Genomic DNA, 18811 nt, shown 5'->3' with positions numbered 1-18811 from the left:
CCTTACTCAGAAGTAAATTTACGACCGAGCTGGGAGTTGGACAATGGCCGACCGCTATCTGAACTTCACCGGCACCGCGCCCGGCCGCTTCCTGACCCGCAGGCTCGGGCTCCCACAGCCCGCCCCGCTGCGGCGCTGGTCGGCCGGACATCCCGCACTGGAAGGCCCGTTGCTGCACCTGACAGCCGGTGCCCCGGCGCTGGCGGGCCTGGATGAAGTGCTCGCACGAACCGGCCTCGATGCGGGCACCGAGCGGCCCGCCGCCGTCGTACTCGATGCCACCGGTGTCACCGACATCACCTCGCTCGCCGAGGTGCACGCCGCCCTGCACCCGGTGGTGCGCTCCGTCGCCACCAGCGGCCGGGTCGTCGTCATCGGCGCACCCCTGTCGGCCACCGACCACCACCAGGCCGCCGTCCAGCAGGGCCTCGAAGGCCTTGTGCGCTCCCTCGGCAAGGAACTGGGGCGCGGCCGCACCGCGACTCTCCTACGCACCACATCGGCCGCCGCCACCGAGTCGACCCTGCGGTTCCTGCTCTCCCCCAAGTCCGCGTACGTCAGCGGCCAGGTCATCGAAATCGCGGACGCGGCGCGCGAGTTGCCGGCCGCGGGACCGGTGACCGGAGCGGACCCGGCGGCCGAAGCGGACCCGGCGACCGCCCCGGAACCAGTGACCGCCCCGGAACCGGTGACCGGCCAGGACAAGCCGCTCGCCGGCCGCACCGCCCTCGTCACCGGCGCGGCGCGCGGTATCGGCGAGTCGGTCGCCGCCACCCTTGCCCGTGACGGCGCCCGGGTCGTCGTGCTCGACATCCCGTCCGCCGAGGCCGACTTGAAGAAGGTCGCGGACCGGCTGGGCGGCATCGCACTGCCCCTGGACATCACCGCGGACGACGCGGGCGAGCGGATCGCGGCCGCGCTTCCCGACGGCCTCGACGTCCTCGTCCACAACGCGGGCATCACGCGCGACCGCAGGCTCGCCAATATGCCCGCCGACCGCTGGGCGTCCGTCATCGAGGTCAACCTGGCGAGCGTGCTGCGCACCACGGACGCGCTCCTCAAGGCCGGCGCCATCCGCCGGGGCGGCCGGATCGTCGCCACCGCCTCCATCGCCGGTATCGCGGGCAACGCCGGGCAGACCAACTACGCGGCCAGCAAGGCGGGCATCGTCGGCCTGGTCCGCTCCCTCGCGCCGCACGCGCTCGCCGATCACGGCGTCACCGTCAACGCGGTCGCGCCCGGCTTCATCGAGACCAAGATGACGGCCGCCGTCCCGCTGTTCATCCGCGAGGCGGGGCGCCGGATGAACTCCCTTGCGCAGGGCGGCCTTCCGGTCGATGTCGCCGAGACCACGGCCTGGTTCGCCCACCCCGGTTCCGGCGGCGTCAACGGCCAGGTCGTGCGCGTCTGCGGCCAGAGCCTGCTGGGGGCCTGACGATGACGGTCGTACGACTGACGGGGGCGCCCAACCTGGCCCCGCTCCTGGCTCGCGGCGCCCTGCTGTCGCCCCTGAAGCGCGTCAAAGAGGGCGCCGCCGTGCCCCCGACCCGCCTCGTCCTGCCGAACGCGGCGATCGACGCGCGCCGGCTCGACTCCTACCGCCGGGTCTGTGGCCTCACCGCGGCGCGGGGCGTGCTCCCGGTGACGTATCCGCACATCCTGGGCTTTCCGCTCGCCATGCGCCTGATGGCGGCCACGGACTTCCCGCTGCCGCTGCTCGGCCTCGTCCACACCTCGATCGAGATCGACCAGGACCGCTCGATCGACCTCGGCGAGCACCCCGAACTGACGGTGTACGCAGCCGAGTTGAGCCCGCACCGGCGCGGCACCGAGGCCACGATGGTGACGGAGGCACGGCTCGGCGGTCAGCTGGTGTGGGCCTCACGCAGCCGCTATCTGGCCCGCCACGCCACCACGCACCGCGCACCGGACGAGGGCCCGCCCCCCGCGCCCGAGCCGCTGCCCGTCCGCGACGAGTGGACGCTCCCGGGCGACCTCGGCCGCCGCTACGGCGCCGCGTCAGGCGACCGCAACCCCATCCATCTGCACCCGCTGACCGCGAAGGCCTTCGGCTTCCCCCGCGCCATCGCCCACGGCATGTGGACGGTGGCACGCTGCCTCGCGGAACACCCGGCGGACGGCCCCCTCCGCGTACGCGCCGACTTCAAGGCACCGGTCCTCCTGCCGGGCAGGGTGACCTACGCGACGGACGGCCCCCGCTTCGAACTCCGCGACGCCCGCCACCCGGAACGGCTGCACCTGACGGGCGAGGTGCGCTGAGCGCCCCGAGCGCCTCAGACCCGGCGACGCAGATGTGCCCCGGCTTCCCGCGGACCGTGCCGCACCTCACGAGCGAGGTGCGGCAACCCCCGGGCGCCGGGGCGTCACTTCGGTGGCGCCCACGGCTCCCCGCGCATCAGGTTGCCGAGCCCCGCCCAGGCGAAGTTCATCAACGTGGACGCGGCCTCCTTCGCGGAGACGCCCTCCGTGGTGTTGGCCCAGACGGCCAGCGCCTCCGCGGCGCCCACCAGCGCCTCCGCGAGCCCGGCCACCTCGCGCTCGGGCAGCGAGGGGTTGCGGTGCGCCTCGCGGGCCGCCTCGGCGATGAGCAGCGTCACGAAGGCCACGATCTCCTCGCGCATCACGGCGACCTCGCGGGCGAAGGGCTCGCCGTGGGTGCGTGCCTGCGCGTGAAGGACCGCCCAGCCGTCCGGGTGTTCGGCGGTGTGCGTGAAGAACCCCCGAAGGCCCGACCAGAGTTGACGGTCCGCGGACTCACCCGGCGTGACCGCTCCCCGTACCGCCTCCACGAGCGCGGCGGCCTCCCGGCGGATGCACGCGGTGAAGAGCTCTTCCTTCGAGTTCAGGTACAGATACACCAGGGGCTTGGACACCCCGGCCAGCTCCGCGATCTCGTCCATGGACGCGGCCCGGTACCCCCGCTGGCCGAACGTCCGGACCGCAGCGTCCATCATCTGCTGCTCCCGCACGGCACGCGGCATCCGCTTGCTTTTCACAGCACTCACGCCGGTCGCCCTCCCCGAACCCCACTCAGCACTCAACGGTTTACTCCCCGGTAAGCCTACGGCCCCCGGCAACCACGCGTCCGGACGCACCGGCGCCCGCGCCCCCGGCAGGCGGGGCGCGGGCGTCGGACGACCGTGGTGACCGTGGCGACTAAGCAGCCGCGGGCACCGTCTGCGGCTCGTCGAGGGACGAGGCCGAGGCGGAGTCGTACGCCTCCCGGTCCAGGATCTTCTCGCGGGCCGCGACGATCACCGGCACGAGAGCCTGACCGGCCACGTTGGTGGCGGTGCGCATCATGTCCAGGATCGGGTCGATGGCCAGGAGCAGACCCACGCCCTCCATCGGCAGACCGAGCGTCGACAGGGTCAGGGTCAGCATGACCGTGGCGCCCGTCAGACCGGCCGTGGCGGCCGAGCCGACCACCGAGACGAAGGCGATGAGGATGTACTCCTTGATGCCCAGCTGCACATCGAAGATCTGCGCGACGAAGATCGCGGCGATCGACGGGTAGATCGCGGCGCAGCCGTCCATCTTGGTGGTGGAGCCGAAGGGCACCGCGAAGGAGGTGTAGTCCTTCGGTACGCCGAGGCGCTCGGTGACCTTCTGGGTGATCGGCATGGTGCCGACCGAGGAGCGGGAGACGAAGGCCAGCTGGATCGCGGGCCAGGCGCCCTTGAAGAACTGCAGCGGGTTGACCTTGGCGACAAACGCGAGCAGCAGCGGGTAGACGCCGAACAGCACCAGGGCGCAGCCGATGTAGATGTCCGCGGTGAAGGTGGCGTACTTGCTGATCAGGTTCCAGCCGTAGGTGGCGATCGCGTAGCCGATGAGGCCGACGGTGCCGATCGGGGAGAGCTTGATGACCCACCACAGGGCCTTCTGCAGCAGCGTCAGGACGGACTCGCTGAGCTCCAGGATCGGCTTGGCCTTCTCGCCGATCTTGAGGATGGCGATACCGGCGACGGCGGCCATGAAGACGATCTGCAGCACGTTCAGCTCGGTGAACGGCGTGATGACATCCGTCGGGATGATGCCGGTCAGGAAGTCGAGCCAGGTGCCCGCCTCCTCCGGCTTGGCGCCGTCCTTGGGGGTCAGGCCCGTGCCGGCGCCCGGGTTGGTGAGCAGCCCGATGGCGAGGCCGATGACCACCGCGATCAGCGAGGTGATCATGAACCAGAGCAGGGTGCGGGTCGCCAGGCGCGCGGCGTTGTTGACCTTACGCAGATTGGTGATCGACACCAGGATCGCGAAGAAGACGAGCGGCGCGACGGCCAGCTTGAGCAGCTGGACGAAGATCGAGCCGATCTTGTCGAGGGTGGTGACGAGCCAGGAGACGTCCTGGCTGCGGGCCAGCCAGCCGAGCAGGACACCGAGGACCAGACCGGCGACTATCTGGGCCCAGAAGGGGATCTTCGGTATCCGGAAGCCCGACGGGGATGGCTTCTCGGGGACGGACTTGATGTTCGCGGACACGGACACACTCCGGTGAAGACGCGCGGGGACAGAAGGGTGAGGGACTTGCACGTGACTTTCGTGGAGCGGCGGCCGCGGGGAAGACGGCGCGGCGCCGCTGCATTGATGTCGCTCAGACGCGGCAACAGGCCGCGGACATGCAGCGGCAGAGGTCGACATGCAGGCGCGCGACGAGCGGAATGCTCGTGCCCATGAGCGAGGCGCTCATGAGTGTGCGGGGCGTGGCTGCTGTCATCATGTCGAACACGTTAACACTTGAACTTTGAGAACATCAAAGGTCTTCTTTGGGGTACCTTCCGGCCACCCACAGGGGTCCATGGCCGGAAAACGCAGGCGCCCCCTGGTCCGAGCCACTGCTCGGTCCAGGGGGCGCCGCTGTGTCTGTGACGAGACTTACACGTCGTCGGGCACGTGGCGGTCGGACGTCATGACGCCACTACGCGTCCTGCACGTTGTCTTCCATGCTGCGGTTCTCCGCGAGCTTCGTCTTGGCCCGGTCGACCTTCCCGACGATCTGCTCGGACATCTCGTCCCGCTGCTTGCGCAGGAGCACAAAGCTCAGCGGCGCGGAGATGACGATGGCGAGGACGAGCACCCAGAGCAGGTTGGACTCACCGAGGCCCCGGGGCAGCACGCCCAGGTAGACCAGACCCCAGATCGCGAAGAAGCAGCCGGCGAAGATGCCCAGGCGCATCGCGGTGTAGCGGATGGTGGCGCTCGGCTTCGGTGCCACGGCTCGCCTTCTCTCTTACGTGTACGAGTACGGGTACGCCTACGGGTACGAGTACGACGGGTCCTGTCCGACTAGTGAAGCACGCCCCGAAATCCGGCCGTCGAGGGGGAGCCACATCGTGATGTCGTCCCGGTCGTCGCCGGGGCCGACCCGGATCGCGGCGGGCACCCGGCCGACTTCCTTGTAGCCGCAGGACGCGTAGAAGCGCTCGAGGCCGAGGCCGCCGCGGCAGGTCAGGCGGACGCCCTCGATGCCGTCGAGCGAGGCCGCCGCGTCCGCCGCCGCGGCCATCAGGTCACGGCCGTAGCCCGCGCCCTGGTGCCGGGGGTGGACCATCACGGTGTAGAGCCACACCCAGTGCCGCATCAGACGGTGGGTGTTGTGGGCGAGGAAGGCCGTCGCGGCGACGGTGCCCTCCTCGTCGTATCCGACCAGGAGGCGGGTGCGTCCCTCGCTGATGGCCGTGAGGTGCTTGAGCCACTCCGGCCTGATGTCGTCGGCGCTCACGGGCGGCACAAAACCGACGGCGCCGCCCGCGTTGGTGACATCGGCCCACAGGCCGAGGACGCCCTTGCCCAGGCCAGGGCCGACTCTGGGCTCGAATTCGAAGACGAGGGGCACTGCTCGCGACCTCAGACCCGCATCGGCTGCGGCGACTCACGGCGGCTCGCGTCGGGGCCGTCGTACTCGCGGATGATCTCGTAGCGGGTGTTGCGCTCGACGGGCCGGAAGCCGGCGTCCGTGATCAGGTCGAGCAGATCCTCGCGGGTCAGCTTGTTGGGCGTGCCGTAGTTGTCCGCGTCGTGCGTGATCTTGTACTCGACGACCGAGCCGTCCATGTCGTCCGCGCCGTGCTGCAGGGCGAGCTGAGCGGTCTGCACGCCGTGCATCACCCAGAAGACCTTGACGTGCGGGACGTTGTCGAAGAGGAGGCGGGAGACCGCGAAGGTCTTCAGGGCCTCGGCGCCGGTCGCCATCTGGGTGCGCGCCTGCAGCCGGTTACGGATCTTGCCGTCCTGCATGTCGACGAAGTCGTGCTGGTAGCGCAGCGGGATGAAGACCTGGAACCCGCCCGTCTCGTCCTGCAGTTCACGCAGCCGCAGCACGTGGTCGACACGGTGCCGGGGCTCCTCGATATGGCCGTACAGCATCGTGCTCGGGGTCTTCAGACCCTTCTCGTGCGCGAGCCGGTGGATCCGCGACCAGTCCTCCCAGTGGGTGTTGTGGTCGACGATGTGCTGACGCACTTCCCAGTCGAAGATCTCGGCGCCGCCGCCGGTCAGCGACTCGAGACCGGCCTCGATCAGCTCGTCGAGGATCTCGGACGCGGGCATGCCCGAGATGGTCTCGAAGTGGTGGATCTCGGTGGCCGTGAAGGCCTTGAGCGAGACGTCGGGCAGGGCCTTCTTCAACTCGCTGAGCGAGCGCGGGTAGTAGCGCCACGGCAGGTTCGGGTGCAGGCCGTTGACGATGTGCAGCTCGGTGAGGTTCTCGCCCTCCATCGCCTTGGCGAGCTTCACCGCCTCCTCGATGCGCATCGTGTACGCGTCCTTCTCGCCCGGCTTGCGCTGGAACGAGCAGTACGCGCAGGACGCGGTGCACACGTTGGTCATGTTGAGGTGGCGGTTGACGTTGAAGTGCACCACGTCGCCGTTCTTGCGGGTGCGCACCTCGTGGGCGAGCCCGCCGAGCCAGGCCAGGTCGTCCGAGCCGTAGAGCGCGATCCCGTCCTCGCGGGTCAGCCGCTCACCGTCCAGAACCTTCTGTTCCAGCTCACACTTGAGTCCCGCGTCCATACCTCAGCAACCTCTCTACGACAGCTCCGCCAACGGTACTGCTAGACCTCTTCGGGCAGTTCCCCGACCCGGTTCTCCCACTTGGTGGAGAGCACGATGGTGGTACGGGTGCGCGAGACGCCCTTCGTACCGCTGAGGCGGCGGATGGTCTTCTCCAGGCCGTCGACGTCACCGACCCGCACCTTGAGCATGTACGAGTCGTCACCCGCGATGAACCAGCAGTCCTCGATCTCGCTGAGGTCCTTGAGCCGCTGCGCCACGTCCTCGTGGTCGGTGGCGTCGGAGAGCGAGATACCGATGAGCGCCGTGACCCCGAGGCCGAGCGAGGCGGAGTCGACCGTCGCGCGGTAGCCGGTGATCACACCCGCCGCCTCAAGCCGGTTGATGCGATCGGTGACGGAGGGGCCGGAGAGGCCGACGAGCCGGCCGAGTTCGGCGTAGGAGGCCCTGCCGTTCTCCCGCAGGGCCTGGATGAGCTGCCTGTCCACCGCGTCCATATGCCTGGAGCCTTCCATTGTTCAGCGATGCCACGAGTTTATGTGTAAAATCTAAGGCACACAGGGCTATCCCCCTGTGATTCTTTCACCAGATCCCGAAGATCTTTCAGAATTCCAGGAGTGAGCTTCACCGTGTACACGATCGAGATGGCCTACGCCCACATGCGACAGCTGCAGGAGCTGGCCAACCGCTCGCGTGCCCACCAGTCCGCCGCCGCGCCCCGCAGCGCCGACAAGTCCCGTCCGGCGCGCGCCAAGAAGCGCTAGTCCCCCCGAGAGCCACCACCGAGCTCTCCTTCCCACCGGCGGTACAAGCGGTGCGGCACCCCTGCCGCGTCGAGCACCCGCCCGGCGACGAAGTCCACCAGGTCCTGGATGTGCGTCGCCCCCGCGTAGAACGCCGGCGAGGCGGGCAGCACGATCGCGCCCGTCTCGTCGAGCGTCACGAGGTGCTTCAGCGTCTGGCCGTTCAGCGGCGTCTCGCGCACCGCCACCACGAGCCGGCGCCCCTCCTTGAGCGTCACGCTCGCCGTCCGCTGCAGCAGATCCTTCGAGAGCCCGAGCGCGACCCCGGCCACACAGGCCGTCGACGCGGGCACGATCAGCATCCCTTTCGTCGCGTACGAGCCGGACGACGGCCCCGCGGCGAGATCCCCCGCCGGCCAGTACCGCAGGTCGTCCAGGCCGTCCGGCGCCGCGAAGGCGTCCGGCTTGCCGTCGGCACCGCGGGCCAGCCACTCCCTCAGGTCCTCGCGCCAGTGCGCGTCCCGGAACGCGATGCCCGTCTCGTCGAGCAGGGTCAGGCGCGAGGCACGGCTGACGACCAGATCCACGCTCTCGCCCGCCGCGAGCAGTCCGCGCAGCACGGCGGCGGCGTACGGGGTCCCGGAGGCACCGGACACCCCGACCACCCAGGGTCGTCGCTGCGGTGTGTGTTCGGCTACTGGCTGCACGCTACGAGCCTATCCGCAGGCCGTCGCACGGACCGCCCCGGGACTACGGCGTCAGGCCGCGCACCACGAGGTCGAGCAGCGCGCACACGAACAGCGTGATGCCGATGAAGCCGTTCACCGAGAAGAACGCCCGGTTCAGGCGGGACAGATCGTGCGGCCGCACGATGCTGTGCTCGTAGACGAAGGCCCCCGCCACGACAAGCAGGCCGAGCCAGAAGAAGAAGCCCGCGTCCGTGGCCAGCGCGTACCAGACCAGGAGCGCCGTGGTCACCGCGTGGCAGCCACGCGCGCCCCGGATCGCCGCCGGGATCCCGAACCGCGCGGGCACCGAGAGCACGCCGACCTCGCGGTCCGTCTCCACGTCCTGGCAGGCGTAGATCAGGTCGAAGCCGCCGATCCAGATACCGACCGCGAGACCGAGGATCACCGCGTCCCAGTTCCAGGAGCCGGTGATCGCGAGCCACGCGCCGATCGGGCCCATCGCCTGGGCCAGGCCGAGGATCGCCTGCGGGAAGTTCGTGAACCGCTTGCCGTACGGATAGACCACCATCGGGATCACCGCGATGGGCGCGAGGGCCAGGCACAGCGGGTTCAGGAGCGCGGCCGCGCCGAGGAAGACCACCAGGGCGATCAGGGCGCCCGTCCAGGCCGACTTCACCGACACGGCGCCGGTGACCAGTTCGCGGTGCGCGGTGCGGGGGTTACGGGCGTCGATCTCGCGGTCGATGATCCGGTTCGCGGCCATCGCGAAGGTACGCAGGCCCACCATCGCGATGGTGACGAGCAGCAGCCGCCCCCAGTGGATGTTCTTGTCCCACTGGTACATCGCGGTCAGCGAGGCGATGTACGCGAAGGGCAGCGCGAACACCGAGTGCTCGATCATGACCAGGCGCAGAAAAGCTTTCGTGCGCCCCGGCTGCGGGACCGCGGCGGCGGCGCTGCTCACAGGCCGTACTCCTTCCAGCGGCGGTCGACCTTCGCCGCCGTCTGCGGGTCGGACTCGACCATCTCCGGCCAGCCCCCGTCCCGTACATAACCCTCTTCGGGCAGCTTCTTCGTGGCGTCGATGCCCGCCTTGCCGCCCCAGAACTGCTGGTAGGAGGCGTGGTCGAGATGGTCGACCGGGCCCTCGACGACGGTGAGGTCACGGGCGTAGTCGGTGTTGCCGAGCGCCCGCCACGACACCTCGTGCAGATCGTGTACGTCACAGTCGGCGTCCACGACCACGATCAGCTTGGTCAGGGACATCATGTGCGCGCCCCAGATCGCGTGCATGACCTTCTGCGCGTGCTTCGGGTACTTCTTCTCGATCGAGACGATCGCGCAGTTGTGGAAGCCGCCCGACTCCGGCAGGTGGTAGTCGACGATGTCCGGCACGATGACCTTCAGGAGCGGCAGGAAGAAGCGCTCGGTCGCCCGGCCGAGGGGGCCGTCCTCCGTCGGCGGGCGGCCCACCACGATCGACTGGAGCAGCGGCCGCTTCCGCATCGTCACGCAGTCGATCTTCAGCGCGGGGAACGGCTCCTGCGGCGTGTAGAAGCCGGTGTGGTCGCCGAAGGGGCCCTCGGGGAGCATCTCACCGGGCTCGAGCCAGCCCTCGATGACGACCTCGGCGCTCGCCGGTACCTGCAGCGGCACCGTCTTGCAGTCGACCATCTCGACGCGCTTGCCCTGGATGAAGCCCGCGAGCATGTACTCGTCCATGTCGCCGGGCAGCGGCGCCGTCGAGGCGTAGGTGACGGCCGGGGGGCAGCCGAAGGCGATGGCGACGGGCAGCTTCTCGCCCTTGCGGGCGGCCACCTGGTAGTGGTTGCGGCTGTCCTTGTGGATCTGCCAGTGCATGCCGATGGTGCGCTTGTCGTGGCGCTGCAGCCGGTACAGACCGAGGTTGCGCACCCCCGTCTCCGGGTCCTTGGTGTGCGTCAGACCGAGGTTGAAGAAGGAGCCGCCGTCCTCGGGCCAGGTGAAGAGCGCGGGCAGCTGCTCCAGGTCCACGTCGTCACCGGTGAGGACCACTTCCTGGACCGGGGCGTTCTCGGACTTCACCTTCTTCGGCGGTACGTGGGTCATCGCGCCGAGCTTGCCGAAGGCCTCGCGGATACCCATGAAGCCGTGCGGCAGCTCGGGCTTGAGCAGACCGCCGATCTTCTCGCTGATCTCGCCGTACGACTTCAGGCCGAGCGCCTTGAGCAGACGGCGGTCGGTGCCGTACACATTCATCGCGAGGGGCATCGCGGAGCCGCGCACATTCTCGAAGAGCAGGGCGGGACCGCCGGACTTCTGCACCCGGTCGACGATCTCACCGACCTCCAGATAAGGGTCGACCTCGGCCTTGATGCGCTTGAGATCGCCCTCGCGCTCCAGCGCCCGGAGCAGGGAGCGAAGATCGTCGTAAGCCATGCCGTCCAGTATCGGCTACTCGCTACCCTGGACCCGTCACGGGGGCCGTTTCACACGGCCCCGGCTCTCCATACGCAGGGGGACGGCTTCATGTTGCGGGTGCTGATGATTCTGGTGCCGCTGGCACTGAGCATCTACGCGTTCATCGACTGCATCACCACCGATGAGCAGGAGGTGCGATACATCCCGAAGCCGCTCTGGGCCATCCTCGTGCTGCTCTTCCCGCTCGTCGGCTCCATCTCCTGGCTGATCGTCGGCCGGGACCGTACGGTGCGGCGTCCGGCGGGCGGCGCGCGCGGCGGCTGGGTGGCTCCCGACGACAACCCCGAGTTCCTCAAGGGCCTCAAGGAGAACGGCGGCAGCGAGGCCGTGCCGCCGGGCAAGGACGACGAGGCGCTGCTCAAGGACTGGGAAGAGGACCTGCGGCGCCGCGAGGAAGAGCTCAAGCGCCGCGAGGGCGGCAGCGGCGGCGGCCCCGAGGACTCCCCGCCCAAGGGCTGACCCGAGATCTGAGTCTCCCGTCGTTTCTCGTCGTTGCCCGCTGTTTCTCGTCGTTGCCCGTCGTTGCCCGTCGTTCCTTGACCTTTCCCGTCCTTTCCCGTCCTTCCCCGTCCCCGGCGGGCGCGTCGCTGGGACAGTGGAGCCATGACGTCCGCCGCGCGCCCGGCTCAGGCCCGGCCCCGTATCCCCACCGTCGACCTGCGGCCCTGGCTGTCCGGTGACGCGGCGGCCCGCGCGGAAGTCGCGACGACCGTCGACCGCGCCCTGCGGACCGCCGGCTTCCTGCTCGTCACCGGACATGGCGTCGACCCCGTGCTGCGCACCGCCATCCGTGCCGCGGCCCGTGCCTTCTTCCACCTCGACGCGGACGCGAAGAAGCCGTACGCCGTGCGGGTCGGCGGCCGCGGCTGGCTCGGCCCCGGCGCCGAGGCCAACGGCTACGCGGAGGGCACCGAGACCCCGCCCGACCTCAAGGAGTCACTGTCCTTCGCGGCCGACGAGCCGGTCCCGGACGGCCCTCCGGCCGTCAACGCCGAGTGGTTCCTGCCCAACACCTGGCCGGCGGAAGTGCCGTCGCTGCGGGGCCCGGTGGAGACGTATCTGCGGCAGCTGCGCGCCCTCTCCGACCAGCTGCTCACCCTGCTCGCGGCGGCGCTCGGCCAGGACGAGGACTTCTTCACCCGGCACACCGGCCACCCCACCTGGGGCTTCAACATCAACTGGTATCCGGGCCGTGAGGTCGTCGGCGAACCGCAGGAGGGCCAGTTCCGGATCGGCCCGCACACCGACTTCGGCACGGTCACGGTCCTCGACCGGCAAGCGGGCAGCGGCGGTCTGCAGGTCTTCACGGACGAGGGCGGCTGGGAGGACGCGCCCTTCGACCCGGCGGCGCTCACGGTCAACATCGGGGATCTGATGGCGCGTTGGACCGGCGACCGCTGGCGCTCGGGCCGCCACCGCGTCCTGCCGCCCCCGGCGGACGCACCGGCCGAGGAGCTGATGTCCCTCGTCTACTTCTACGAGTGCGACCCGGGCACCCGGGTCGAGTCACTGCCCGCGCCGGTGGGGCGGGTGGCGTACGAGCCGGTGGACTCGCACACGTATCTGCGCCGGAAGCTGGACGCGATCTCCGTCGGCTGACCGGATCCGGTCAGCGGGTGGCGTACGCGTCCCTGAGCCGCTGCCAGCGCTCCGGGCTCCACGTCGGCCACTCCATGGGTCGGCCGTCGAGCGCGTCCGCGAGGAACAGGAAGTGGTCGTGCCAGCCGGCGAGGCAGTCGAGGCGCAGCGCGTCGTCGCCCGTGAACTCATTGCTGAAGCGGACGGTCGTGCCCGTCGGCCCGTCCGGCTCCAGGTGGAAACGCATCCGGCCGTGCAGCGAGTCGACGGTGTACTCGGCGATCCGCTCCACGTCCCAGGCCGTGACCCGGCCGGAGTGGGTGCCGGCCACCGGGTCGTCCTGATTGAGCCAGCGCAGTGTGACCGCGCCGCCGAGCCTCGGTTCGAGGACATCGGCGGCGGCGAGCCACCCTTCGAGCCCTTCCGGAGTGGCCACGGCGTGCCAGACCTTCTCCACAGGATGGGGAAGGCGCAGCTCGAAGTGGAGATGCTGGGTGCCGTCCTCGGTCCGGCTCGTGCCCTGCCCGATCGTCGCCGTCATGGCACAAGCCTGACCCGGCACCCGGCGTTGTGCACCCCTGGGGACGCGGTCCGGCGAGGTCAGACCCCGGCGTAGGAGTGCTTGCCGGAGATGAAGATGTTCACGCCGTAGTAGTTCCACAGCCAGGTGGCGAAGGCGAAGAGGGCCAGGTAGGCGGCCTTGCGGCCCTTCCAGCCTGCGGTGGCGCGGGCGTGCAGGTAGCTGGCGTAGGCGATCCAGGTGACGAACGACCAGACCTCCTTGGGGTCCCAGCCCCAGTAGCGGCCCCAGGCGTCGCCCGCCCAGATCGCGCCCGCGATGATCGTGAACGTCCACAGCGGGAAGACCGCGGCGTTGATGCGGTACGCGAACTTGTCCAGGGAAGCCGCGGACGGCAGCCGCTCCAGGACGGAGGAGGCGAAGGAGCCGGGCTTGCCGCCGCCCGCCAGCTTCATCTCGTAGGAGTCCCGGAAGAGGTAGAGGACCGTGCCGACCGCGCCCATGTAGAAGACGGCGCCGCAGAAGATGGCGGTGGAGACATGGATCCACAGCCAGTACGAGTCGAGGGCCGGGACCAGCTGGTCGCTGTCGGTGTAGAGCCACTTGGTGGCGATACCGAGATCGAGCAGGACCGTGGTGACCAGGGCGAGGCCGAGCCAGCGGACGTTCTTCTTCAGCGCGAGGAGCAGCAGGTACGCGCCGACCACCACCGTGGAGAAGGTGATCGAGAACTCGTACATGTTGCCCCACGGGGCGCGCATCACGGACATGGCGCGGGTGGCGACGCCGCCGGCCTCCACGAGGAAGGCGAGCACGGTGAGCGACACGGCGATCCGGCCGTACATGTCGCCCTTCTCGGTGCCGCCGTGCGCGCCGGGCCCGTCCGGTACGTCACGGGTGCCGGCGGCCGAGCGTGTGACGACCTTGGGGCGCTCCAGGACGGCGGTGCCGCCGCCGGCCTGCTTGACGGTGACCGCGGGGGCCTTGGCCTGCTCGCCCTTGCCAGTGAGGGCCGCCGCGGTGCGGCCGACCTTGCTCCGGCTGCCGAAGGTCCACTCGGCGATATGGGCAAGGAACGCGAGCGTGTAGACGGCCATCGACGAATAGACGAGGACGTTGCTGATGTTCGCCAGGTTCTCGTTGGTGGCGGCGGCGAGATTCACTTCTCAGCCCCTTCGGCAGAAACAGCGTCGGGCTCGTCAGTAGCGGCGGGCTCGGCGGACGGTGAGGACGGGGAGGACTGTGAGGACTGTGAGGACGCAGAACGGTCGGGCTCGGGCGCGCCGGGCGCCCGCTCGTACAGCACGGCGGCGAGGTCGCCCAGCTCCTCGGGCAGCTTGGCGGACTCGCTGCGGCCGAGGCCGGCCATCTCGACCACGGTGACGCCGTCCGCTCCGGGCGCGGCCCGCACCCAGACCCGGCGGCGCTGGATGAACAGCGAGCCGACCAGGCCCGCGAGTGCGGCGACCGCGCCGCCGAGTGCCCAGCCGTTGCCGGGCTGCTGGGAGACCTGGAAGGACGCCCATTCCTTGAGGTTCTTGTCGAAGGTGACGGACCCGGCGCCGTTCGGGAGCTCCATGGACTCACCCGGGCGCAGCCGCTTCTTGAGCAGCTGCCCGCTCTCGTCCTTGAACTCCTTCATGGACTTGGTGTTCAGCTGGTACACGTTCTGCGGCAGGCCGGAGTCGACACCGAGGCTGCCGTGGTACGCGGAGAGCGCGAGCACCGGATAGTCGGGCGCCGGGAACTGCGAGAACATCTCGCCCTTGCCCGCGCCCGCGAAGGTCGGCACGAAGAAGGCGTTGAAGCCGAGCTGCTCCTTCTTGCCGTCCTTGTCGCGGTAGCCGTCGGCGACCTTGATCGCACCGGTCGAGGTGATGTTGGAGTCGATCGGCAGCATCGGGATGGCGCCGTGGTAGACGGTCTCGCCGCGGCCGTCCTTGACGGTGACGACGGGCGCGTAGCCGTGACCGATGAGGTGCACCTTGGCGCCGTCGACCTCGAGGGGCGAGTTCACCTCGATGGCCTTCTTCTTCTCCGGGCCGTCCGCGCCCTCGGAGTAGGTGACGTGCGCCCGGTAGATACGGGGCGTGCCCTTCTCCGGGCCGTTCTTCTCGTAGGTGTCCTCGAAGCTGTCGAGCTTGAAGCTGAACGGCGTGAGGTTGTCGTTGTCGAAGAGGCTGCCGGACTTGAAGTCGTCGTACTGCGTGAGGGTGTTGGCGAAGCCGTCGCCCTCGATGACCAGCTTGCCGCCCTCGGACTTGAAGAGCGTGCCGACGGCGAAGGCGACCAGCATCACGATCAGCGCGACATGGAAGAGCAGATTGCCGGCCTCGCGCAGATAGCCCTTCTCGGCGGCGACCGCGTCGCCGTTGAGGTCCGCCCGGAAGCGGCGCTTCTTCATCAGCGACAGGGCCGCCTCGCGCACCTCTTCGGGCGCGGCCTCGGTGCGCCACGTCGTGTACGCGGGCAGGCGGGTGAGCCGCTTGGGGGCGCGCGGCGGGCGGCCGCGGAGCTGGCCGACGAACTGCCAGGTGCGCGGGACGATGCAGCCGATCAGGGAGATGAAAAGGAGGATGTAGATCGCCGAGAACCACACCGAGCTGTAGACGTCGAAGAGCTGCAGCTTCTCGTAGATCGGAGTGAGCGTGGTGTGGGCGGCCTTGAAGTCCTTGACCTTGAGCTCGTCGACGCTGTTCTGCGGGATCAGCGAGCCGGGGATGGCCCCGAGCGAGAGCATGAACAGCAGGATCAGGGCGACCCGCATCGAGGTCAGCTGCCGCCAGAACCAGCGGGCCCAGCCGATCACACCGAGCGACGGCAGCTGGGGCGCGTCCTCCTCGGGTGCGGTGGAGAGCTGGGAGCCGGCGGCGCCGAGGTCCTTGTCTTCGGCGCCGGAGTCCGGTGCGCCGGTGTCCGTAGCGGTGGTGTCCGCGTTGCTCACGATCAGATCCCCACGGTGAAGCCGGAAGTCCAGGACTGCATATCGGACACGATGGCGTCCCAGACGCCGGTGACGAGCAGCAGGCCCGTCAGGACGAGCATGGCGCCGCCGATCCGCATCACCCACACGTAGTGCCGCTTGACCCACGCGAAGGCGCCGAGCGCCCTGCGGAACGCGACGGCGGCGAGGATGAACGGCAGTCCGAGGCCGATGCAGTACGCGACCGTCAGTATGGCGCCACGGCCCGCGCTCGCCTCACTGAAAGCGAGCGCGTTGACCGCCGCGAGGGTCGGGCCGATGCACGGCGTCCAGCCGATGCCGAAGAGCACCCCGAGCATCGGGGCGCCGAAGAGGCCGGCCACCGGGCGCTTGTGGAAGCGGAATTCGCGCTGCGTCAGCCAGGGCATCGCGCCCATGAAGAAGAGCCCGAGCACGATGGTGAGTGCGCCGAGCACCTTGGAGATGATCTCCCGGTGCTCCTGCAGGGTCGCCCCGAAGCCGCCGAACAGCGCGCCGCCCGAGACGAAGACGGCGGTGAAGCCGAGCACGAAGAGACCGGCCCCGGCGGCCATCCGGCCCCGCTTGGCCTCGGCGAGGTCGGTGCCGCTGACCCCGGTGACATACGACAGGTAGCCGGGCACGAGCGGCAGGACGCAGGGAGAGAAGAAGGAGACGAGCCCGGCGGCGAGCGCGATCGGCAGGGCGAGCGCGAGGGTGCCGCTGAGCACGGTCTGGTTGGGCCCCTCGAAGGCCAGGACGAGCGGGTGCACGCGAATCACTTCTCCGCGAGCAGCGGGTCGATCATCTTGTGCAGCTGTTCGTCGTTGACGGCCTGCAGGGCGCGGGCGGCCATCTTGCCGTCCTTGTCGATGACGATCGTCGACGGGATCTGCTGCGGGCCGAGGCTGCCCTTCGGGAAGCGCAGGATGAGCTTGCCCGAGGGGTCGTAGAAGCTCGGGTACGTGACGCCGTGCTCCTCCTCGAACTTGACCGCCGGGCCCTTGTTGAAGTCACGGGTGTTGATGCCGACGAACTCCACGCCCTTGGGCTTCAGTTCCTTGGCGACCTTCACGAGGTACGGGGTCTCGACCCGGCAGGGTCCGCACCAGGAGCCCCAGACGTTCAGGACGACGATCTTGCCCTTGTAGTCGTCGAGGCTCAGCTTCTTGCCGTCCAGGCCCTCGCCCGCCAGCTTGGGGGCCGCCTCGCGCTCGGACTTGCCGGCGGTGGCGATGCCGTTCTTGCCGGTGACGAAGTTGGTGTTGCCGGAGCCGCCCTGGGTGCCGCCGTCGCCGCACGCGCTCAGCACGAGCGCGGCGACCGCGGCCCCTGCGGCGAACAGGGCAGGTCGGGAGGCAGGACGGCTAAGGCTCATGTGAAAAGTTTCGCATGACCGTTTCGAGGATCTTGGGCGGCCCCCGATGCATACCGAACGTCCAGTTCAGGCGGCTTTTCCGAGGCCGTTCCAGCCGGCTGCCGGGCGCTGTCCGACGTCCAGGGACTGCAGCTGTGCGAGGACCTCGGGCTTCTGGACGTCGAGCCAGTCCACGAACTGCCGGAAGGAGACCAGGCGTACGTCCTTCTTGTCCGCGATGCCCTTGAGCGCCTCCTCGACGGCGTCCATGTAGATACCGCCGTTCCACTGCTCGAAGTGGTTGCCGACGAAGAACGGCGCCCGGTTTGTCTCGTACGCCCGCTTGAACCCGGCGAGGTAGGACTCGGTGGCCTGCTTACGCCAGGCCGGGTAGTTGTGGGGCGGGGCCTTCGTGGAGTTCTTCGACTGGTTGGCGAGGATGTTGTAGTCCATCGACAGGACCTCGAAGCGGTGCCCCGGGAACGGCATGGCCTGCAGCGGCAGATCCCATACGCCCTGCCTCTTCTGCGGCCAGCGCTGGCGGCCGCCGGGCGAGGACGCGTCGTAGCGCCAGCCGAGCTCGCGCGCCACGGGCAGCAGATTGTCCTGGCCGAGCAGACACGGGGTGCGGCCGCCGACGAGTTCCTTGCCGTAGTCGAACGGCAGCGAGGGAAGGTCCTTCCAGCCCGTGTTGGTCCGCCACTTCTTCACGAAGGACTTGGCCTGGTCGATCTCGCTGCGCCAGTCCCGCTGCGTCCAGTTGGCGACGGAACCGGTGCCCGCGCAGAAATGCCCGTTGAAGTGCGTGCCTATCTCATGGCCTTCGAGCCAGGCCTGGCGCACGTACTTCAGGGTGTCCTTGATGTGGTCGTCGCTGAGATAACCGATGTCCGAAGCACCGACGGCGTTCTTCGGCGGCTGATAGAGGCGCTTCTTCGACTCGGGCAGCAAATAGAGCCCGGAGAGGAAGAACGTCATGTGCGCGCCGTGGTCCTCGGCGAGCTTCAGAAAGCGCGGAAACAGTCCGTTGCCGACTTCACCGGCGCCGTCCCAGGAGAAGACGACGAACTGCGGCGGAGTCTCGCCGGGGGCCAGCGGAACGGGCTTCTTCGGCTGGTGGGGCTGCTTTCCGGTGAAGGAAGTGGAACCGTCACCGATCAGGCGCCCCTCTTCCTGGGCGCCCCCCTGACCTTCCCTGGCGCGGCCCACCGGACTGGTGTCCGTCACGACCGAACACCCCGCGACGCCCGCGGCGGCCGCACCGAGTCCAACTCCCAGGCCCAGCAATCCCCTTCGACTGAAGTCGCGCATTCCGTCCCCATTTCATTGCGCTTGCACCCATACGGGGCGTACGCAACGGAAGAGGACGGGAGGAACCGGGAGGTTCCGGAAGTGGCTGGATTTTTCTCTTATTTACCTGCGGAAGGGGCCGGGCACCTGGTAAGTGCCCGGCCCCTTATGCCCGTTGCGGGGGCCCGTGGGCCTCCCCGCGCG

The 18811-nt window shown here is 69.3% G+C and carries 21 protein-coding genes; 5 read left to right on the top strand and 16 right to left on the bottom strand.

The window, feature by feature from the left end:
* Nucleotides 1-43: 43 nt before the first annotated feature.
* Both ACFQVC_RS38090 and ACFQVC_RS38085 read left to right on the top strand, forming a co-directional pair.
* Complete coding sequence (locus ACFQVC_RS38090; protein ID WP_381839725.1) at nucleotides 44-1435, top strand: 3-oxoacyl-ACP reductase; 1392 nt, start codon at nucleotides 44-46, stop codon at nucleotides 1433-1435.
* A gap of 2 nt (nucleotides 1436-1437) precedes the next feature.
* Nucleotides 1438-2280, top strand: coding sequence for a MaoC family dehydratase (locus ACFQVC_RS38085; RefSeq protein WP_381839722.1), 843 nt, complete (start codon nucleotides 1438-1440; stop codon nucleotides 2278-2280).
* Nucleotides 2281-2384: 104 nt separating this feature from the next.
* Here ACFQVC_RS38085 and ACFQVC_RS38080 read toward each other — a convergent pair whose 3' ends face one another.
* The 7 genes from ACFQVC_RS38080 to ACFQVC_RS38050 form a co-directional block, all read right to left on the bottom strand.
* Entirely contained in the window at nucleotides 2385-3026 is a 642-nt protein-coding gene (locus tag ACFQVC_RS38080) for a TetR/AcrR family transcriptional regulator (RefSeq protein WP_381839719.1), read from the bottom strand.
* Nucleotides 3027-3177: 151 nt separating this feature from the next.
* A complete protein-coding gene (locus ACFQVC_RS38075; protein ID WP_381839716.1) occupies nucleotides 3178-4500 on the bottom strand; it encodes a dicarboxylate/amino acid:cation symporter in 1323 nt (440 codons plus the stop codon).
* 112 nt (nucleotides 4501-4612) lie between these two features.
* Complete coding sequence (locus ACFQVC_RS38070; RefSeq protein ID WP_381839713.1) at nucleotides 4613-4738, bottom strand: hypothetical protein; 126 nt, start codon at nucleotides 4736-4738, stop codon at nucleotides 4613-4615.
* A 198-nt stretch (nucleotides 4739-4936) separates the two neighbouring features.
* Nucleotides 4937-5194: a DUF4229 domain-containing protein gene (locus ACFQVC_RS38065; RefSeq protein ID WP_381839860.1), complete on the bottom strand. Its 258-nt coding sequence runs from the start codon at nucleotides 5192-5194 to the stop codon at nucleotides 4937-4939.
* 78 nt (nucleotides 5195-5272) lie between these two features.
* Nucleotides 5273-5854 carry a GNAT family N-acetyltransferase gene (locus tag ACFQVC_RS38060; RefSeq protein WP_381839710.1) on the bottom strand — a complete coding sequence of 194 codons (582 nt, stop codon included), beginning with the start codon at nucleotides 5852-5854 and terminating at the stop codon, nucleotides 5273-5275.
* 11 nt (nucleotides 5855-5865) lie between these two features.
* Nucleotides 5866-7029 (bottom strand): aminofutalosine synthase MqnE, encoded by a 1164-nt coding sequence (gene mqnE, locus ACFQVC_RS38055; protein ID WP_381839707.1) that lies wholly within the window; start codon nucleotides 7027-7029, stop codon nucleotides 5866-5868.
* A 41-nt stretch (nucleotides 7030-7070) separates the two neighbouring features.
* The gene (locus tag ACFQVC_RS38050) at nucleotides 7071-7526 is read right to left on the bottom strand and encodes an Lrp/AsnC family transcriptional regulator (RefSeq protein WP_381839705.1); all 456 of its coding nucleotides are present in this window, start codon (nucleotides 7524-7526) and stop codon (nucleotides 7071-7073) included.
* 120 nt (nucleotides 7527-7646) lie between these two features.
* On the opposite strand from ACFQVC_RS38050, the gene ACFQVC_RS38045 reads away from it, so the two are divergent.
* Complete coding sequence (locus ACFQVC_RS38045) at nucleotides 7647-7793, top strand: hypothetical protein (protein WP_381839702.1); 147 nt, start codon at nucleotides 7647-7649, stop codon at nucleotides 7791-7793.
* Here ACFQVC_RS38045 and ACFQVC_RS38040 read toward each other — a convergent pair.
* Genes ACFQVC_RS38040 through ACFQVC_RS38030 form a run of 3 tightly spaced genes read right to left on the bottom strand, consistent with a single transcriptional unit; the run spans nucleotide 7790 to nucleotide 10879 of the window.
* Nucleotides 7790-8479, bottom strand: a complete 690-nt coding sequence (locus tag ACFQVC_RS38040) for a UbiX family flavin prenyltransferase (RefSeq protein WP_381839699.1) — start codon at nucleotides 8477-8479, stop codon at nucleotides 7790-7792. The genes ACFQVC_RS38045 and ACFQVC_RS38040 overlap by 4 nt on opposite strands.
* Before the next feature lie 43 nt (nucleotides 8480-8522).
* A complete protein-coding gene (gene mqnP / locus ACFQVC_RS38035; protein ID WP_381839696.1) occupies nucleotides 8523-9425 on the bottom strand; it encodes a menaquinone biosynthesis prenyltransferase MqnP in 903 nt (300 codons plus the stop codon).
* Nucleotides 9422-10879: a menaquinone biosynthesis decarboxylase gene (locus ACFQVC_RS38030; RefSeq protein ID WP_381839694.1), complete on the bottom strand. Its 1458-nt coding sequence runs from the start codon at nucleotides 10877-10879 to the stop codon at nucleotides 9422-9424. Before ACFQVC_RS38030 ends, mqnP begins: the two co-directional genes overlap by 4 nt.
* Nucleotides 10880-10969: 90 nt before the next feature.
* Here ACFQVC_RS38030 and ACFQVC_RS38025 point away from each other — a divergent pair, with 90 nt between their 5' ends.
* Both ACFQVC_RS38025 and ACFQVC_RS38020 read left to right on the top strand, forming a co-directional pair.
* Nucleotides 10970-11380 carry a PLD nuclease N-terminal domain-containing protein gene (locus ACFQVC_RS38025; protein ID WP_381839691.1) on the top strand — a complete coding sequence of 137 codons (411 nt, stop codon included), beginning with the start codon at nucleotides 10970-10972 and terminating at the stop codon, nucleotides 11378-11380.
* Nucleotides 11381-11524: 144 nt separating this feature from the next.
* Entirely contained in the window at nucleotides 11525-12520 is a 996-nt protein-coding gene (locus ACFQVC_RS38020; protein WP_381839688.1) for an isopenicillin N synthase family dioxygenase, read from the top strand.
* Between the two features lie 10 nt (nucleotides 12521-12530).
* Here ACFQVC_RS38020 and ACFQVC_RS38015 read toward each other — a convergent pair whose 3' ends face one another.
* The 6 genes from ACFQVC_RS38015 to ACFQVC_RS37990 all read right to left on the bottom strand — a co-directional run bounded on the left by ACFQVC_RS38015 (nucleotide 12531) and on the right by ACFQVC_RS37990 (nucleotide 18628).
* On the bottom strand, nucleotides 12531-13040 hold the full coding sequence (locus ACFQVC_RS38015; protein ID WP_381839685.1) for an SRPBCC domain-containing protein: 510 nt from the start codon (nucleotides 13038-13040) through the stop codon (nucleotides 12531-12533).
* A 59-nt stretch (nucleotides 13041-13099) separates the two neighbouring features.
* Complete coding sequence (ccsB, locus tag ACFQVC_RS38010; protein WP_381839682.1) at nucleotides 13100-14182, bottom strand: c-type cytochrome biogenesis protein CcsB; 1083 nt, start codon at nucleotides 14180-14182, stop codon at nucleotides 13100-13102.
* A complete protein-coding gene (gene resB, locus ACFQVC_RS38005; protein ID WP_381839679.1) occupies nucleotides 14179-15963 on the bottom strand; it encodes a cytochrome c biogenesis protein ResB in 1785 nt (594 codons plus the stop codon). Before resB ends, ccsB begins: the two co-directional genes overlap by 4 nt.
* Nucleotides 15964-15965: 2 nt before the next feature.
* The gene (locus tag ACFQVC_RS38000) at nucleotides 15966-16733 is read right to left on the bottom strand and encodes a cytochrome c biogenesis CcdA family protein (RefSeq protein WP_381839677.1); all 768 of its coding nucleotides are present in this window, start codon (nucleotides 16731-16733) and stop codon (nucleotides 15966-15968) included.
* A 5-nt stretch (nucleotides 16734-16738) separates the two neighbouring features.
* Nucleotides 16739-17338, bottom strand: a complete 600-nt coding sequence (locus ACFQVC_RS37995) for a TlpA family protein disulfide reductase (protein ID WP_381839674.1) — start codon at nucleotides 17336-17338, stop codon at nucleotides 16739-16741.
* 66 nt (nucleotides 17339-17404) lie between these two features.
* Nucleotides 17405-18628 (bottom strand): polysaccharide deacetylase family protein, encoded by a 1224-nt coding sequence (locus ACFQVC_RS37990; protein WP_381839671.1) that lies wholly within the window; start codon nucleotides 18626-18628, stop codon nucleotides 17405-17407.
* Between the last annotated feature and the right edge of the window lie 183 nt (nucleotides 18629-18811).

Source organism: Streptomyces monticola (genome assembly GCF_042665355.1).
GTDB classification, from domain to species: Bacteria; Actinomycetota; Actinomycetes; order Streptomycetales; family Streptomycetaceae; genus Streptomyces; species Streptomyces monticola.
The sequence above is the reverse complement of the archived record's forward strand: the minus strand, read 5'-3'. Positions and strand labels throughout refer to the sequence as shown.

Bases quoted from the DNA above. Each gene is read 5' to 3' on its own strand.
- ACFQVC_RS38090 (WP_381839725.1), top strand. From the start codon at position 44: ATGGCCGACCGCTATCTGAACTTCACCGGCACCGCGCCCGGCCGCTTC.
- ACFQVC_RS38085 (WP_381839722.1), top strand. From the start codon at position 1,438: ATGACGGTCGTACGACTGACGGGGGCGCCCAACCTGGCCCCGCTCCTG.
- ACFQVC_RS38070 (WP_381839713.1), bottom strand. From the start codon at position 4,738: ATGATGACAGCAGCCACGCCCCGCACACTCATGAGCGCCTCGCTCATG.
- ACFQVC_RS38065 (WP_381839860.1), bottom strand. From the start codon at position 5,194: ATGCGCCTGGGCATCTTCGCCGGCTGCTTCTTCGCGATCTGGGGTCTG.
- mqnE (WP_381839707.1), bottom strand. From the start codon at position 7,029: ATGGACGCGGGACTCAAGTGTGAGCTGGAACAGAAGGTTCTGGACGGT.
- ACFQVC_RS38050 (WP_381839705.1), bottom strand. From the start codon at position 7,526: ATGGACGCGGTGGACAGGCAGCTCATCCAGGCCCTGCGGGAGAACGGC.
- ACFQVC_RS38030 (WP_381839694.1), bottom strand. From the start codon at position 10,879: ATGGCTTACGACGATCTTCGCTCCCTGCTCCGGGCGCTGGAGCGCGAG.
- ACFQVC_RS38025 (WP_381839691.1), top strand. From the start codon at position 10,970: ATGTTGCGGGTGCTGATGATTCTGGTGCCGCTGGCACTGAGCATCTAC.
- ACFQVC_RS38020 (WP_381839688.1), top strand. From the start codon at position 11,525: ATGACGTCCGCCGCGCGCCCGGCTCAGGCCCGGCCCCGTATCCCCACC.
- ACFQVC_RS38015 (WP_381839685.1), bottom strand. From the start codon at position 13,040: ATGACGGCGACGATCGGGCAGGGCACGAGCCGGACCGAGGACGGCACC.
- ACFQVC_RS37995 (WP_381839674.1), bottom strand. From the start codon at position 17,338: ATGAGCCTTAGCCGTCCTGCCTCCCGACCTGCCCTGTTCGCCGCAGGG.
- ACFQVC_RS37990 (WP_381839671.1), bottom strand. From the start codon at position 18,628: ATGCGCGACTTCAGTCGAAGGGGATTGCTGGGCCTGGGAGTTGGACTC.